At 61.0% G+C, this 16,768-nt stretch carries 14 protein-coding genes; 3 read left to right on the forward strand and 11 right to left on the reverse strand.

What is annotated here, in order from left to right:
* Positions 1-395 precede the first annotated feature (395 nt).
* Together AC07OF_RS03435 and AC07OF_RS03440 are read left to right on the forward strand one after the other, a co-directional pair.
* Entirely contained in the window at positions 396-968 is a 573-nt protein-coding gene (locus AC07OF_RS03435; protein WP_157194027.1) for a hypothetical protein, read from the forward strand.
* A 117-nt stretch (positions 969-1,085) separates the two neighbouring features.
* Positions 1,086-2,669 (forward strand): peptide chain release factor 3, encoded by a 1,584-nt coding sequence (locus AC07OF_RS03440; RefSeq protein WP_038614477.1) that lies wholly within the window; start codon positions 1,086-1,088, stop codon positions 2,667-2,669.
* A gap of 61 nt (positions 2,670-2,730) precedes the next feature.
* Here AC07OF_RS03440 and AC07OF_RS03445 read toward each other — a convergent pair whose 3' ends face one another.
* The 4 genes from AC07OF_RS03445 to AC07OF_RS03460 form a co-directional block, all read right to left on the reverse strand.
* Positions 2,731-3,807 carry a polyamine ABC transporter substrate-binding protein gene (locus AC07OF_RS03445; protein WP_191832308.1) on the reverse strand — a complete coding sequence of 359 codons (1,077 nt, stop codon included), beginning with the start codon at positions 3,805-3,807 and terminating at the stop codon, positions 2,731-2,733.
* A 54-nt stretch (positions 3,808-3,861) separates the two neighbouring features.
* Complete coding sequence (locus AC07OF_RS03450; protein ID WP_038614473.1) at positions 3,862-4,203, reverse strand: cupin domain-containing protein; 342 nt, start codon at positions 4,201-4,203, stop codon at positions 3,862-3,864.
* A gap of 32 nt (positions 4,204-4,235) precedes the next feature.
* On the reverse strand, positions 4,236-5,642 hold the full coding sequence (locus AC07OF_RS03455) for an NAD(P)/FAD-dependent oxidoreductase (protein WP_157194023.1): 1,407 nt from the start codon (positions 5,640-5,642) through the stop codon (positions 4,236-4,238).
* A 64-nt stretch (positions 5,643-5,706) separates the two neighbouring features.
* The gene (locus tag AC07OF_RS03460) at positions 5,707-6,516 is read right to left on the reverse strand and encodes a helix-turn-helix domain-containing protein (RefSeq protein ID WP_157194021.1); all 810 of its coding nucleotides are present in this window, start codon (positions 6,514-6,516) and stop codon (positions 5,707-5,709) included.
* A gap of 246 nt (positions 6,517-6,762) precedes the next feature.
* Here AC07OF_RS03460 and AC07OF_RS03465 point away from each other — a divergent pair, with 246 nt between their 5' ends.
* Entirely contained in the window at positions 6,763-7,665 is a 903-nt protein-coding gene (locus AC07OF_RS03465) for a hypothetical protein (protein WP_495072576.1), read from the forward strand.
* A 199-nt stretch (positions 7,666-7,864) separates the two neighbouring features.
* On the opposite strand, the gene AC07OF_RS03470 is transcribed toward AC07OF_RS03465, so the two are convergent.
* From AC07OF_RS03470 to AC07OF_RS03500, 7 genes are all read right to left on the reverse strand, one after another.
* Positions 7,865-8,833 (reverse strand): peptide ABC transporter ATP-binding protein, encoded by a 969-nt coding sequence (locus AC07OF_RS03470; RefSeq protein ID WP_038614467.1) that lies wholly within the window; start codon positions 8,831-8,833, stop codon positions 7,865-7,867.
* Entirely contained in the window at positions 8,833-9,801 is a 969-nt protein-coding gene (locus AC07OF_RS03475) for an ABC transporter ATP-binding protein (RefSeq protein ID WP_038614465.1), read from the reverse strand. Before AC07OF_RS03475 ends, AC07OF_RS03470 begins: the two co-directional genes overlap by 1 nt.
* Before the next feature lie 10 nt (positions 9,802-9,811).
* Positions 9,812-10,741: an ABC transporter permease subunit gene (locus tag AC07OF_RS03480; protein WP_038614462.1), complete on the reverse strand. Its 930-nt coding sequence runs from the start codon at positions 10,739-10,741 to the stop codon at positions 9,812-9,814.
* Between the two features lie 10 nt (positions 10,742-10,751).
* On the reverse strand, positions 10,752-11,762 hold the full coding sequence (locus tag AC07OF_RS03485) for an ABC transporter permease subunit (RefSeq protein WP_038614460.1): 1,011 nt from the start codon (positions 11,760-11,762) through the stop codon (positions 10,752-10,754).
* Positions 11,763-11,836: 74 nt separating this feature from the next.
* Complete coding sequence (locus tag AC07OF_RS03490; protein WP_495072577.1) at positions 11,837-13,432, reverse strand: ABC transporter substrate-binding protein; 1,596 nt, start codon at positions 13,430-13,432, stop codon at positions 11,837-11,839.
* A 75-nt stretch (positions 13,433-13,507) separates the two neighbouring features.
* Positions 13,508-14,833 carry an OprD family porin gene (locus AC07OF_RS03495; protein ID WP_157194803.1) on the reverse strand — a complete coding sequence of 442 codons (1,326 nt, stop codon included), beginning with the start codon at positions 14,831-14,833 and terminating at the stop codon, positions 13,508-13,510.
* Positions 14,834-15,053: 220 nt separating this feature from the next.
* Positions 15,054-16,646 carry an ABC transporter substrate-binding protein gene (locus AC07OF_RS03500; RefSeq protein ID WP_157194015.1) on the reverse strand — a complete coding sequence of 531 codons (1,593 nt, stop codon included), beginning with the start codon at positions 16,644-16,646 and terminating at the stop codon, positions 15,054-15,056.
* Positions 16,647-16,768 lie beyond the last annotated feature (122 nt).

The raw sequence follows: 16,768 nt of genomic DNA on the forward strand, positions 1-16,768 counted from the left end.
TGCCATAGCGTATAGCCACAGGCGGACTCCTTTTGTTGTCGGCGAACACACTCCCGTGGCGGCCACCATTCCAGGTGGCAGGCAGTGTGATCGCGATAAGCAGCGTGCTGTCCGGAACGGAGCGAATCACGCCATAAGCGATGCCTCGTCAGGCTCGTAGTGCCGGTGAAACCAACCCTGACGAACGGTCATTACCGATTGCATATCAGGGGAGTGGACGCCTCCACAGCCGTAAAGGTTCCCATCTGAAGCAGCATTTGGCCAGCGCTACTTGCGTGATGGAACCCCGTTTCCCTCTGCGCTTTTCCTCGTCAGTCCCCTTGAATGCTGGGCTGGAGGAGACTCCGACGAGTGGTCTGCGGACCTGGAAAAATCTCAGATAAGGAAAGCCAACGATGCTCAAACATAACTATGATCGTTCGTTCATTGCCCACGTTGCTTGTACGACGCCGGGTTACGAGGGTTATCTTGATTGCGCCAAGCTAGCGATCAAGAACGGCCAGGCCGCACGTGTCGCTGACGACTGGATGATCGTGACGTCAATTCTGGGGCGCAAGCCTCATTACTTCTGGTTTCGTTGCCTGTTTGACGAATCCATCGGCCGTCCCTACTACGACATCCAGTCCTGGAGCCGTCGTACCGGTCGAGACTTCAACTCCAAGAATCGTCACTTGGACTGCAGCTATAACGGATTCCCTGGGCTGTACGCTGAGTCTCCCGAAGATCAGCGCCTCTGGAAGGTGATGACCCTTCAGGATGGTAGTTTCGCCAGCATGACCTCGATAGTGGAAGTCGGGCAAAAGATCGAGGCGCGAATTCGGACACGCTCGAATTGTGAACTTCAGGCGGTCGACCGCCAGCGAGTGGGTGATCACTGGTTCGCCAGCGCGGCGACCAGCGGCGGGCAGGTGCTGGACTTGTGTCTGGAAATTACCCACATCGGCGAAGAGCTGCTCGACGATCATTGACCGAGGTAGCCGCATTCCGGCCATTTCGGCTGGGATGCAGGCGCCGCTGGTTGGGTCCGCTGCGGGTTTCGGGTATAATCTGCGCCCTTTTTTGAATCCCTTGCCAGGCGATTTCCCATGACCAACCAGGCCGCCGAAGTCGCGAAACGCCGCACCTTCGCTATTATTTCCCACCCCGATGCGGGTAAAACCACCATCACCGAGAAGCTGTTGCTGATGGGCAAGGCGATTGCCGTTGCCGGTACGGTGAAATCGCGAAAGTCCGACCGCCATGCCACCTCCGACTGGATGGAAATGGAGAAACAACGTGGTATCTCCATCACCACCTCGGTGATGCAGTTCCCGTACCGCGAGCACATGATCAACCTGCTCGACACCCCGGGTCACGAAGACTTCTCCGAAGATACCTACCGCACCCTGACCGCGGTCGACTCGGCGCTGATGGTGCTCGACGGCGGTAAAGGCGTCGAGCCACGGACCATCGCCCTGATGGACGTCTGCCGTCTGCGTGATACGCCGATCGTCAGCTTCATCAACAAACTCGACCGCGATATCCGCGACCCGATCGAGCTGCTCGACGAAATCGAGGCGGTACTGAAGATCAAGGCCGCGCCGATCACCTGGCCGATCGGTTGCTACCGCGACTTCAAAGGCGTGTACCACCTGGCTGGCGACTACATCATCGTTTACACCCCGGGCCATGGCCACGAGCGTACCGAGGTGAAGATCATCGAGAAACTCGACTCCGACGAAGCCCGGGCGCACCTGGGTGACGAGTACGAGCGTTTCCTCGAGCAGCTGGAACTGGTGCAGGGCGCCTGCCACGAATTCGACCAGGACGAGTTCATGCGCGGCGAATTGACCCCGGTGTTCTTCGGTACTGCACTGGGCAACTTCGGGGTTGACCACGTGCTCGATGCCGTCGTCGACTGGGCGCCACGTCCATTGCCGCGCGTCGCCAACGAGCGCAGCGTCGAGCCGGTGGAAGAGAAGTTCAGCGGTTTCGTGTTCAAGATCCAGGCGAACATGGACCCCAAACACCGCGACCGTATTGCCTTCATGCGGATCTGCTCGGGCAAGTACGAAAAGGGCATGAAAATGCGTCACGTGCGTACCGGCAAGGACTTGCGGATCGGCGACGCGCTAACCTTCTTCTCCTCCGAGCGTGAACAGCTGGAAGAGGCCTGGGCCGGTGACATCATCGGTCTGCACAACCATGGCACCATCCAGATCGGTGATACCTTTACCGAAGGCGAGGCGCTGGGCTTCACCGGTATTCCGCACTTCGCCCCGGAACTGTTCCGCCGCGTACGCCTGAAAGACCCGCTCAAGTCCAAGCAATTGCGTCAGGGCTTGCAGCAGCTGGCCGAAGAGGGCGCGACCCAGGTGTTCTTCCCCGAGCGCAGCAACGACATCATCCTCGGCGCCGTCGGTGTGCTGCAGTTCGATGTGGTCGCCAGCCGCCTGAAGGAAGAATACAAGGTCGAATGCGCCTACGAGCCGATCACCGTCTGGTCCGCGCGCTGGATCAGCTGTGACGACAAGAAGAAGCTTGAGGAATTCAAGAACAAGGCTGTGGAAAACCTGGCCATCGACGGCGGTGGTCACCTGACCTACCTGGCCCCGACCCGGGTCAACCTGGCGCTGATGGAAGAGCGCTGGCCGGATGTGAAATTCCGCGCTACTCGCGAGCACCACTAAAAACATCGCGGGGCAAGCCCGCTCCCACCGTCTGTGGGAGCGGGCTTGCCCCGCGATTGTCTCAATTCCCCGCTTTAATGCTGGTCCAGATCCGCGTACGAATGCGGTCGATCTTGGCCGGCATCGCTTCCAGTGCATACAGCTTGCCGAGCATCTCGTCGCTAGGGTAGATCATGGTGTTGGCCTTCAGCGCCGGGTCCACCAGGGTGTCAGCCTTGAGGTTGCCGTTGGCGTACTGCACATGGTCGCTGATGTTGGCCATCACGTCTGGTTGCAGCAGGTAGTTCATGTAGGCGTAACCGGCTTTCTCGTCCGGTGCATCGGCCGGCATGGCAACCATGTCGAACCACATCGGCGCGCCTTCTTTAGGAATCGAATAGCCGACTTTGACGTTGTTGTTCGCTTCTTCTGCACGGTTCTTGGCCTGCAGTACGTCACCCGAGAAACCCACCACCACGCAGATATCGCCGTTGGCCAGGTCACCGGTGTATTTCGACGAGTGGAAGTAGCTGATATACGGGCGCACCTTCATCAGCAGTTCTTTGGCTTTGTCGTAGTCCTTGGGGTCCTGGCTGTGGTGCGGCAGGCCCAGGTAGTTGAGGGCGATTGGCAGCAGTTCCGGGCCGTTGTCCAGCACTGCCACGCCGCAACTCTTGAGCTTGCTGATGTACTCGGGCTTGAAGATCAGGTCCCAGGAATCCACCGGGGCATCGTCGCCCAGCACCGCCTTGACCTTGTCGATGTTGTAGCCGATCCCGGTGCTGCCCCACAGATACGGGAAGCCGTACTGGTTGCCCGGGTCGTTGACCTCCAGCGCCTTCAGCAGCACCGGATTGAGGTTCTGCCAGTTCGGCAGCTGGCTCTTGTCGAGTTTTTTCAGCGCCTTGCCCTGGATCTGCCGGGCCATGAAGTGGTTGGACGGGAATACCACGTCATAGCCGGAGTTACCGGTCATCAGCTTGCCGTCGAGGGTTTCGTTGCTGTCGAACACGTCGTAGGTCGGCACAATACCGCTGGCTTGCTGGAAGTTCTTCAGCGTATCGGGAGCGATGTAGCTGGACCAGTTGTAGATTTTCACCGAGTCGGCCTGGGCCACAGCGGTAGCCAGCAACAGGGGGGCGATGAGCAATGCGCGCATGTCTGGATTCCTTGCTTTGTCTGTTTTTATCGAAGGAGGCAGGCGATCAAACGATCAGAAAATCAGTACATAGGTTTTGCGCACGGTCTCCTGGATATCCCAGATACCGGTGCTGTTGGCGGGCAGCATGATGGCGTCGCCCGCTTCGATGGTCAGCGGCTCGCCGCCGTCGGGGGTGAAGGTGCAGCGGCCCTTGATGAAGTGGCAGAACTCCTGCTGGACAATCTGCCGCCGCCAACGCCCCGGGGTGCACTCCCAGATGCCGGTTTCGACGCCGTCGCTGCGCTCGACAGCGGTCACCGAGGCAATCGCCACCGGCTCGCCCAGAGGCACGGCGACCGGATTGGATTCTTGCAACGCGACAGTGTCGGTGTTCTTGAACTGGGTAATGCTCATACCGGTGGATCCTGTGCAGAGGGAACGAAAAGTCAGCGCATGAAACCTTCCATGAAGTCCGCCACGCCACTGGCCAGGCGTCGGCGCCAAGGGGCGCTGGCCGGGTCGGCGAGGGTCTGGTCCTCATGGACGAAACTCTTGATGATGGCGTTGTAGCCCAGCCAGCGGCACGGCTCCGGCTCCCAGCCTTTGAGGCTGGACAGCGTACTGCCGGGGTGAACCCAGGGTTGCTCGGTCAGCTCGCTGCGCCGTTCAAGGATCAGGTCGGCCAGGGTGCGTCCGCCCAGGTTGCTGGCACCGACCCCTTCGCCACCGTAGCCACCGGCCAGGGCGATGCCTTGCTTGCGGTCGCAGAGCATGTGCGGCTGGAAACGCCGGGCCATGCCCAGGTTACCGCCCCAGGCATGGGTGATGGCGACGTCCTTGAGCTGCGGAAACAGCTCGCCGAACAGGTAGCGGCGCAGCTCGATCTCGCTGCTGGTGAGGTCGAAGTTCTCCCGCAGGCGCCCGGCAAAGCGGTAGCCGCCACGGGCGCCGAACACCAGGCGATTGTCGGCGCTACGCTGGCCATAGGTGACCTGGCGGCTGTTTTCGCTGAAAGCCTGGCCGCGGTTCAGACCAATCTTCTCCCAGACCTGCTCCGGCAGCGGTTCGGTGGCCACAATCAGGCTCTGTACCGGCATCTGGTAATGGCCCAGCGGCGGCAGGCTGACCGAGTAGCCTTCAACGGCCGGCACCAGCCACTGACACTTGACCCGTGCCTGCGCGGTGCGCACTTCACCTGCACGCCAGTCGAGCACCGGGCTGTTCTCGTACAGCCGCACGCCCATGCGCTCCACTGTACGGGCCAGGCTGCGCACCAGTTTGGCCGGCTGAATGGTTGCCACATTGGGATTGAAGATCGCCCCATAGGCTTTGCTTACGCGCAGCTGGCTGGACAGTTGCTCAGGGCTCAGCCAGCGGTAGTCGTCTTCGTTCAGGCCTTGCTTGTACAGCTTGTCCAGGTAGGCGCGAAGGGTCGCTTTCTGCTCTGGATAACGTGCCGCGCAATACAGCACGCCGCCTTTGCGGTAGTCGCAGTCGATGTCCTCACGTTCGAGAACGCGCTGCACTTCATCGGGAATGCCATGCAGCAGGTCGTAGGAGGCGCGGCGTTGCTCTGGCGAGCTGGCTGCGAGCAGGCGGTCCTCGCCCAGCAGGTTGCCCATCAGCCAGCCACCGTTGCGGCCCGAGGCGCCGAAGCCGGCGATGTTGGCCTCAATGATGGCGATGTTCAACTGCGGTGCGTGAAGTTTGAGGTAGTAGGCGGTCCACAGCCCGGTATAACCGGCGCCGATGATGCAGACGTCCACGTCCAGGTCCTGCTGCAGGGCCGCACGCGCGCTCAGCGTCTCATCCAGCTGGTCCATCCAAAGGCTGATCTTGCGCCATGCCTGCATTGTCTTGGGCTCCACTTCCGTTACGGTCTGTGGACGATCCTAGAAGCTGGCGGGGGGCGTTGTCTTAGCTGCGTGCACGCAGAGAATTCTGCTTGACCCAGGCCTTGGGCGAGAGCCCGGTGTGCTGGCGGAAACACTTGTAGAAAGCTGACAGCGAATTGAAACCGGCGGCGAACGCCAGGTCGTCGATCTTGACGCTGCCCGGTGCGTGTTCCAGGCCATTGAGCAGGTGCTGCAGGCGGGCCTGATTGACGTAGCGGTAGAAGCTCTGGCCGAGTACCTGGTTGAGCAGGTAAGAGATTTGATTGCGGCTGTAGCCACTGGCCTCGGCGACCTGCTGCAGATCGAGCTCCGGGTCGAGGTAAGGGCGTTGGAGCTGGAAGTAGTGCTCCAGGTCCTGGGCCATGGTCGACAGCTGGCGTGGCGACAGCCCCAGGCGGCTGGTGGCCGGGCGTGGGCCGGAACGGGCGCTGCCGTTGCTGTCTCTGCGAATCAGGGTGGCGTATTCATTGACCCGCCAGATCAGCCCGTCCTTCACGGTAATGGCTTCGCTGGACTGGAACGCCACCAGGCCTTCGCCGCCCTGGACCGTGACCTGGTACTGGATGAACGCGGTGCAGCCGTCAACGCGGATCCGGTCGCTGTGAACGATGTCTTCGCCCGTTTCATGGGGCAGGCAGGCGCGCACGTAATCGCGCAGTTCGCGGTAGCCGAGCACACGGTTCTGGAAGAAGTCGTGGTACTGAACGTCCGGGTGATAGAGCGCAATCACCCCGTCGAGGTCGCGGTGCTTCCAGCACAGGTGGTAGCGCAGGACGGTTTCAGCGGTGATCGCGGTTTGTTCGGGGCCGTCTGGGAGCATGGTCAGGGTCATTCAGAAATAGTGCCGGGGGCTTGGGATTGAAACAAGTCCAACTGATCCTAGGTAGAAATATCGGCATTCATTGCATAAACCCTGAGCCAACAACGGCCATCCGGGTGTTTTGCACGAGCTGCGCAATGCGCCGAAAGCTAACCCTTTGATTCTTCTTCAAGATATTTTTTGCCACATTTGGCACAGCGCCTGCACTGCTATTAGAGCAAGCCAACTGGACCTGTTCACGACTAAAGGCGCTATCTCATGATTACCTCTGCCGAACTGTCATCCGTTGCCAATGACGCTCCCAATCGCTCGGGGGTATCGTGGGCAGCGATTTTCGCCGGCGCTGCGGCTGCAGCTGCCCTGTCGTTGATCCTGGTGATCCTTGGCGCGGGGCTGGGCTTGGCGGCCACTTCGCCTTGGGCTGACGAAGGCGCCAGCGCCGAAGCCATGGGCATCTCGACGATCATCTGGCTGCTGCTAACGCAGATTATTGCCTCAGGGCTTGGTGGTTATATCGCCGGCCGACTACGGGTGAAATGGGCCAACCTGCATGGCGATGAAGTGTATTTCCGCGACACGGCTCATGGCTTCCTCGCCTGGGCGGTGGCCACGCTGGTGGCAGCGATGCTGATTGTCGGCAGTGCTGGCGGCCTGGTCAGCAAAGGGGCGCAAGCGGGAATGGGGGCAATGGCCGCGGCTTCCACTGTTGTGGCCAAGGCTGACCCCATGGGTTACTTCGTCGACAGCCTGTTCCGTAGTGAAAGCCCGGTGGCGGTCAATGAAGACGCAGCCAATGGCGTGGCGGGTCGCATTCTGGCCAAGACAATTGCTCAAGGTGGCGCGCTGGGTGAAGCAGACCGTACTTATCTGGCCCAACTGGTAGCCCAGCGTATTGGCGTGAGTCAGGTCGAGGCCGAGGCACGGGTGGATCAAGTGTTCGCTCAAATCCAGCAAGCCAAGGTTCAAGCGCAGCAGACGGCTGACACCGCCGCCAAAGTGGCTGCATGGACTGCTCTATGGACGTTTGTTGCTCTGCTATGCGGCGCGTTCTTCGCCAGCTGCGCGGCACTGTTCGGTGGCCGTCAACGCGACCGGGTGCAGTGGCTGGAGGGCAGTGCGGCTGACGCTACCGTTCGGCACACCAGCGCAACGATTCGATAACGCTTCAACCAACCAGGAGAAATACCATGCGCTCTCTATTGCTATGGATGCTCGGCGTTCCTATCCCGGTGATTATTCTGATCGCGATTTTTATGCATTGAAGGGTAATGGTGAATGCCCCAGTGGGAGCGGGCTTGCCCCGCGATTACGGTATGACTGATAGACCGCAATCGCGGGGCAAGCCCGCTCCTACCTGGAGTTAGAGGAACTGCTCGGCGTAATGACACGCCACCTGCCGCGTCCCCACCTGCCGGAACGCCGGCTCCTCCGAAGCGCAGCGCTCGGTGGCATACGGGCAGCGCTTGTGGAATGCGCACCCCGGTGGCGGGTTCAACGGGTTGGGCAGCTCGCCGGCGATCTTGATCTTCGGCTTGAGCGGGTCCGGGTGAATGGTCGGGGTGGCCGACAGCAGCGCCTGGGTATAGGGGTGCAGCGGCTTGTTGTAGATATCTTCCTTGGGCCCCATTTCCGCCGGGCGACCCAGGTACATCACCAGCACCTGATCGGCGACATGACGCACCACTGCCAGGTTGTGCGAGATAAACACGTAAGCGGTGTTGAACTCTTTTTGCAGGTCCATGAACAGGTTCAGCACCTGGGCCTGGATCGACACGTCGAGGGCCGAGGTCGGCTCATCCGCCACCAGCACTTTCGGTTGCAGCATCATCGCCCGGGCCAGGGCAATACGCTGGCGCTGACCACCGGAAAACATGTGTGGATAACGCTGGTAATGCTCCGGACGCAGGCCGACCTGTTGCATCATGGCCTGAACCTTTTCCCGCCGTTCGCTCTTCGACAGGTTGGTGTTGATCAGCAGCGGCTCGGCCAACTGGTCACCGATCTTCTGTCGTGGGTTGAGCGAGGCGTAGGGGCTCTGGAACACCATCTGCACGTCTTTGCGCAGTTGCTTGCGCTCGGCTTTGTTGGCCCCGGCGACTTCCTGGCCAGCAATTTTCAGCGAGCCGGAAGAGGGCTCTTCGATCAGGGTCAGGGCCCGCGCCAGGGTCGATTTGCCACAACCCGATTCGCCGACCACGGCCAGGGTTTTACCGGCTTCAAGTTCAAAGGACACGCCGTTGAGTGCTCGGACCAGGGCATGGCCCTTGAACAGGCCACGGGAAACTTCGTAGTGACGGGTCAGTTCACGGGCGGTAAGGACGACGGTCATTACGCCACCTCCTGGTTCAACGGGTAGAAACAACGGACCTGGCTGTGGGCCTGGGGATCGAGGGTTGGCCGCTGGCGGCGGCAGTTTTCCTGAACATACGGGCAACGCGGCGACAGCAGGCAGCCTTCAGGACGGTCGTAGCGACCGGGCACGATCCCGGGCAGGGTCGCCAGGCGCTCGGCGCCTTCGCTGTGTTCGGGAATCGCCGCCAGCAGCGCTTCGCTGTACGGATGCGCCGGTACATCGAACAGCTCCGGTACCTGACCGACCTCCACGGCTTGCCCGGCATACATCACACAGACCCGTTTGGCGGTCTCGGCGACCACGGCCAGGTCGTGGGTAATCAGGATCAGCGCCATGTTCTGCTCTTTCTGCAGATTGAGCAGCAGCTCCATGATCTGCGCCTGAATGGTCACGTCCAGGGCGGTGGTCGGTTCATCGGCGATCAGCAGTTTGGGTTCGCCGGCGATGGCCATGGCGATGGCCACGCGCTGGCTCATGCCGCCGGAGAGTTGATGAGGGTAAGCGTCCAGGCGGCTTTCGGCCGCTGGAATCTCGACTTTCTTGAGCAGCTCCAGGGCGCGCTGGCGGGCAGCTTTACCACGCAGGCCAAGGTGTTGGCGCAGGACTTCCTCGATCTGGAAGCCCACGGTGTAGCTAGGGTTGAGGGCGGTCATCGGGTCCTGGAAGACCATCGCCATATCCTTGCCGACCACCTTGCGCCGTTGCCGGCCGCTGAGCTTGAGCATGTTGGTGCCGTCGAAGGTGAGGGCATCGGCGGTGATCCGCCCGGGAGCGTCGATCAGGCCCATCAGCGCCATCATGGTCACCGACTTGCCCGAACCGGACTCGCCGACAATCGCCAGGACTTCACCTTCGTTCACCGTCAGGTCGAGACCGTCGACCACCGGTACCGCGCTGGCATCGCCGAAGCGCACATTCAGATTCTTGATTTCTAGAAGTGACATGGCGATCTCCTCAGGCGGCATTCTTGAGTTTCGGGTCCAGCGCATCGCGCAGTCCGTCACCCATCAGGTTGATTGCCAGCACGCTGAGCAAAATGGTCAGACCCGGCAGGCTCACTACCCACCAGGCGCGTTCGATGTAGTCGCGGGCCGAGGCCAGCATGGTGCCCCACTCCGGGGTCGGCGGCTGCACACCCAGGCCAAGGAAGCCCAGGGCCGCGGCATCGAGAATCGCCGAGGAGAAACTCAAGGTCGCCTGGACGATCAGCGGCGCCATGCAGTTGGGCAGCACGGTGACGAACATCAGCCGCGGCAGGCTGGCACCGGCCAGACGTGCGGCAGTGACGTAGTCACGGTTCAGTTCACCCATCACCGCAGCGCGGGTCAGACGCACATAGGACGGCAGCGACACGATGGCAATGGCGATTACCGTGTTGATCAGGCCTGGGCCGAGGATGGCGACGATGGCCACCGCCAGCAGCAGCGATGGCAGCGCCAGCATCACGTCCATCAGGCGCATGATCGATGGGCCGAGGATGCGCGGGAAGAACCCGGCCAACAGGCCGAGGAAGATCCCCGGAATCAGCGAGATCACCACCGACGACAGGCCGATCAGCAACGACAGGCGCGAACCCTGGATCAGGCGCGAGAGCAGGTCGCGGCCCAGTTCGTCGGTGCCGAGAATGAACTGCCAGTTACCGCCTTCGAGCCACACCGGTGGGGTGAGCAGGAAGTCACGGTATTGCTCGCTGGGGTTGTGTGGCGCCACCCAGGGCGCGAACAGCGCGCAGAACACGATCAGGCTCATGAACATCAGGCCGGCGACCGCGCCTTTGTTGCGCGAAAAAGCCTGCCAGAACTCCTTGTAGGGCGAGGGGTAGAGCAGGCTCTGGTCGACAGCGGTGGCCGGGGTGGTGACAGATTTTGCAAGTGGGGTATTCATGACTTGGCCCTCAGCGCTGATGACGGATGCGTGGGTTGGCCAGGCCGTAGAGGATATCCACGACGAAGTTGACCAGAATCACCAGGCAGGCAATCAACAGGATGCCGTTCTGTACCACGGGGTAGTCACGGGCGCCGATGGCTTCGATCAGCCATTTGCCGATGCCCGGCCAGGAAAAGATGGTTTCGGTCAGTACCGCACCGGCGAGCAAAGTGCCGACCTGCAGGCCGAACACAGTGAGGACTGGAATCAGGGCATTGCGCAGGCCATGCACGAACACCACGCGGGCAGGCGACAGGCCTTTGGCCCGGGCGGTGCGGATGTAGTCTTCGCGCAGCACTTCGAGCATCGACGAGCGGGTCATCCGGGCGATCACCGCCAATGGAATGGTACCGAGGACGATAGCCGGCAGAATCAGGTGCATCAGGGCGTCCTTGAACGCGCCTTCTTCATCGCTGAGCAGGGTGTCGATGAGCATGAAGCCGGTTTTCGGCTCGATGTCGTAGAGCAGGTCGATGCGTCCGGAAACCGGGGTCCAGCCCAGGCTTACGGAGAAGAACATGATCAGGATCAGGCCCCACCAGAAGATTGGCATCGAGTAGCCTGCCAATGAAATGCCCATCACCCCGTGATCGAACAATGATCCGCGCTTGAGGGCGGCAATTACCCCGGCCAGCAGGCCGATCACCCCGGCGAAAAACAACGCCGCGATGGCCAGTTCCAGGGTCGCCGGGAACAGCGCGAGGAACTCGGTCCAGACGCTTTCGCGGGTACGCAGCGATTCGCCAAGGTCACCCTGGGCGAGCTTGCCGATATAGTCCAGGTACTGCGCTGGCAGTGGCTTGTTCAAGCCGAGGCGCTCCATGGCCTGGGCGTGCATCTCGGGATCCACCCGGCGCTCACCCATCATGACTTCCACCGGGTCACCGGGTATCAGCCGTATGAGTGCGAACGTCAGCAAGGTGATGCCGAAAAAGGTCGGGATCAGTAATCCCAGGCGCCGGGCAATAAAACTAAACATCTTCTGGTGTACCTCATCAGCCGGTCAGGCATGTCCGCCAGCACCCGGATAGGGCGCTGGCGGCCGTTCTTGTTCTACTTCACCTGGGTAGTGGCGAAGTTGTTATTGGTGAGGGGGTTGATGTGGTACCCCTCAACGTTGTTGCGCATGGCGGTGAACATCTTCGGATGCGCCATGCTGATCCACGGTTGGTCTTCATCGTACACCGCCAGCGCCTTTACATAGAGCGCTGCGCGCTCATCCGTGTCGGTTACTTTGCGGGCGTCGTCGATCAACGTCTGGAATTTCTGGTTGCACCAGCGGGCATAGTTCTCGCCACTTTTCACCGCATCGCAGCTGAGCAGCGGGGTGAGGAAGTTGTCCGGGTCGCCGTTGTCGCCTGCCCAGCCGGTAGACACCATGTCGGGCTCGCCCTTCTTGGCCCGGCGCAGCATTTCGGCCCATTCCATCACGCGGATGTCGACCTTCAGGCCGATCTTGGCCAGGTCGGCCTGAAGCATCTGGGCGCTCAACTGCGGGTTGGGGTTGGTCGGGCCGCCGCCATTGCGGGTGAACAGGGTCAGTACCGCACCCTCCGGTACCCCGGCTTCCTTGAGCAGGGCGCGGGCCTTGTCGAGGTCGCGGGGCGGGTTCTGGTTGGCGGTGTTGTAGCCCATCAGCGTTGGCGGATAAGGGTTGACGCCGACCAGCGCATTGCCTTTGCCAAACAGCTGGTCGACGTGGGTCTGGCGGTCGAAGGCCATGTTGATGGCTTTGCGTACACGTACGTCGCTCAGGTATTTGTGCTCGGTGTTGAGCGAGATGTAACCGGTGGTCAGGGCTTCCATCTCGGCGACTTTCAGCTTGGGGTCGTTCTTGATGCTGGGGATGTCGTCGGGCTTGGGATACAGCGCCACCTGGCATTCGTTGGCCTTGAGCTTCTGCAGGCGCACATTGTTGTCGCTGGCGATGGCGAAGATCAGCGCATCGGCCGGTGGCTTGCCGCGGAAGTAGTCGGGGTTGGGCTTGTAGCGGACCTGGGCGTCCTTGACGTAGCGCTGGAAAATGAACGGGCCGGTGCCGATCGGTTTGCTGTTGAGTTCGGCGGTCTTGTTGGCCTTGAGCAACTGGTCGCCGTACTCGGCGGAATAGATCGAGGTGAAGGCCATGGCCAGGTCAGGCAGGAACGGCGCTTCCGGGCGGGTGAGGGTGAAGACCACGGTGTGATCGTCGGTTTTCTCGATGCTCTTGAGCAGGTCCTTGAAACCCATGCTCTCGAAATACGGGAAGCCGATGCTGGTCTTGTTGTGCCACGGGTGGTTCGGGTCCAGCTGGCGTCGGAAACTCCACAGCACGTCGTCGGCATTCATCTCGCGGGTCGGCGTGAAGTAGTCGGTGGTGTGGAACTTCACCCCTTTGCGCAGATGGAAGGTGTAGGTCAGGCCGTCGTCGCTGATCTCCCAGCGTTCGGCCAGGGCCGGCTGGAGGGTAGTGGTGCCGGGCTTGAAGTCGACCAGGCGGTTGAACACGGTTTCGGCCGATGCGTCGGCGGTTACCGCAGTGGTGTACTGGACGATATCGAAGCCTTCCGGGCTGGCCTCGGTACACACCACCAGCGGCTTGGCCGCCAGGCCCGCCGCGGCGCTCAACAGGATGGCTGCGAGGGCAGCCTGAAGCGGTAGCAATTTCATGAAACCTCCCTGCTATCAATTAAGCCAGCGTAGTCGCCACGACCGGTTCGGCGAACCGGCCGCGACCACTGACGCTTAGAGAATGTTGAATGGAATGGTGGTCACGATACGCAGCTCGTCCAGGCTGCCGTCGCCCTGGTTCTTGCTGGCGCGGTGCGCGGTGTAGGTGGCGCGGATGGTGGTGTCCTTGAGTGAACCGCTTTGTACCGCGTAGGTGGTACCGATACCCCACTCATAGTGGTTCTCGTCGTCCAGCTTCTTCACGTCATAGCCGGTGCCGGTGTAGTGGGTGCCATCGATGCCCCAGCCTCGGGCGTTGTACAGGTTGAATTTGAGGCCGGGTACGCCGTACTGGGCCATGTTCAGTACATAGGCGATCTGCATCGATTTCTCGTTCGGGCCGTTGAAGTCCGAAAGCAGGGAGTTGGCCAGGTAGATCGCGTTGGTGTCGTGCAGGTAGTCGAAGTATTCGTTACCGTTGACCTGCTGGTAGGAGAAGCTCAGGTTGTGCGCCTGGTGCGTCAGGCCGAACGACAGACTGTAGGTGTCGTTGTCGATTTCGCCGAGTTGGCTTTTACCTTCATCTTTGGTCTTGTAGTAGTTCAGGCCGGTGGTAAGGCTCAGTACCGAACTGTCGCCCAGCTCGTGGTTGGCACCGAAGTAGTACTGGTTCCACAAGTCTTCGACGTTGGACACGTAGAAGCTGGTTTTCAGACTCTTCAGGGGCTGGTAGTTCACACCGGCGATATTGACGTGATCGGCCTCAAAGGCGCGATCACCGTACTCGGCGACAAATTTGCTGGTGCCTTGCTCGGTCCGCTGTGAAAGCCGGTCGAAGGTGCCGAAGTCGAAGGCCAGGTTGTCGAATTCTTCGCTGCGGATGGTCACGCCCTCGAAGCTCGACGGCAAGGCACGGTTGCCGATGTAGGCGATGACCGGGGTGTCGATGGACTGGCGACCGGCGGTCAAGGTGGTGTTGGAGACGCGGGCCTTGACGTTGGCCAGGCCCATCTTGCTCCATTGACCGATGACGTCACCGTCACTGTGGGTCAGGGTGCGGTTGTTCGGCCCGGCCACTGCTGCGCGGCCCTGCTCGAGGGCGATGGCGTTGTAGGCAGCGACTTCGGTGGCGAAACCGACGGCGCCCTCGGTGAAGCCCGAGCTGTAGTTGAGGATGGTGCCCTGCACCCAGTTGTCACGGCTGTGCGTGTCGTGGAGGCTGCCGTCACTTTTGCGGTACTTCCACAGCGGCGCGCGGGTGGCGCGTTCGCGGGCATACCAGTTGCGGGTCGAGCCGGACAGGCTCTGGCCTTCGATAAAGCCTTTGGCTTCACTCTGGGCGCTGGTGGATTTGACGCTGACCGGAACAAAGTCCTGGCTCACGGGTTCGGCCTGGGCCATGGCTGACAGGCCACTCAAGGACAATGCCAGTACTGCGGTTTTGGTTGGTCTCAAGGTAAAGCTCCCTTTCTTTTCTTTTTTTAGTTGCCGCCCGGCCTTGTGAGCTGGGCGTCTTTCTGGGTGGAACAAGGGTTGCAAACGTTTGCACGACGACAATCGGGCATATTCAGGCTGCAAGCGCCCGCGGGAGTGGGTTGCACTCCCTTGGGCGTTGCAGGGGTTAATCGAGGCTTACGCCAGAAAAGACGTTGCGCCCGAAGGGGCTTACCTTGAAGTCCTCGACCTTGGCACTGAGCGGCTGGTTGACCGTCGAGTGGGCGATCGGGGTAATCGGCACCTGCTGCTTGAGGCGCTGCTGGGCCTGTTGATAAAGCACGGTGCGCTGCTCACGGTCGGTGATGGTCTTGGCTTTCTTGACCAGCGCGTCGTATTGCGGGTCGCACCACATGGAGTAGTTGTTGCTGCCGATGGCGTCGCAGCTGTACAGCGTGCCCAGCCAGTTGTCCGGGTCGCCGTTGTCGCCGGTCCAGCCGATCAGCGAGATATCGTGTTCGCCGTCCTTGGTGCGCTTGAGGTATTCGCCCCATTCGTAGCTGACGATCTTCACCTTCAACCCGACCTTGCCCCAGTCGGCCTGAAGCATCTCGGCCATCAGCTTGGCGTTGGGGTTGTAGGGGCGTTGCACGGGCATGGCCCACAGGGTGATTTCAGTGCCTTCCTTGACCCCGGCAGCCTTGAGCAATTCGCGGGCCTTGTCCGGGTTGTAGCCGGCGTCCTTGATGCTTTCGTCATAGGACCACTGGGTCGGCGGCATACTGCCCACTGCCAGTTGTCCGGCCTGTTGGTACACCGCCTTGACGATGGCCGGTTTGTTCACCGCCATGTCCATCGCCTGGCGTACTTCAAGCTGGTCGAAGGGTTTGTGCCGGACGTTGTAAGCGATGTAGCCAAGGTTGAAACCGGGCTTTTCGATAACCTGCAACTGCGGGTCGTTCTTCAGTGCGTCAAGGTCAGCCGGGCGTGGATGCAGGGTGATCTGGCACTCGTTCTTGCGCAGCTTCTGGATACGCACCGAAGGATCGATGTTGATCGAGAAGATCAGTTGGTCGAGTTTGACCTGAGCCGGGTCCCAGTAGTCCTTGTTGCCGCGATAGCGGATCTGCGAGTCCTTCTGGTAACGCTGGAACACGAACGGGCCGGTACCGATCGGTTTCTGGTTGATGTCGCTGGGGCGTCCGGAGGTCATCAACTGGTGGGCGTACTCGGCTGAAAGGATGGCGGCGAAACTCATCGCCAGGTTCTGCACGAATGCGGCGTCAACGCTGTTGAGGGTGAACACCACGGTCATCGGCGCGCTCTTCTCGACCCGGGCAATGTTCTTGTCCAGGCTCATGCCGACGAAGTAGGGGAACTCGGTGGGGTAGGCTTTGCGAAACGGGTGCTCCCGGTCGAGCATTCGATTGAAGGTGAACAGCACGTCGTCGGCGTTCATCTCACGGCTGGGGGTGAACTCCTTGTTGCTGTGAAACTTGACCCCTTCGCGCAGGTGGAAGGTGTAGGTCAGGCCGTCATCGGACACCTCCCAGCTTTTTGCCAGGGCCGGTTTGACCGCAGTGGCGCCGCGTTCGAATTCGACCAGGCGGTTGTAGATCGGCTCGGCGGCGTCGTTGTCGGTGGCGCTGGTGTACTGAGCGGTGTCGAAACCACCGGGGCTGCCCTCGGAGCAGAACACCAGGTTCTTGGCCAGGCTGACGGGGGCCTGGGCGAGCAGGCCGAGGCCCAGCAATGCTGCAAAAATTGGCGTATGGCGCATGACTATCCTTGATTTCTTGTTGTTTTGAGCGGTCCATGGCGCACAGCGGTACGCATCGCGCCGACTACGACACTGCCTTGACGGTAGAGCCGTCACGGCGTTGTCGATAGGTGCGATTACGC

The sequence above is a fragment of the Pseudomonas sp. GW821-FHT10B02 genome (genome assembly GCF_059415665.1).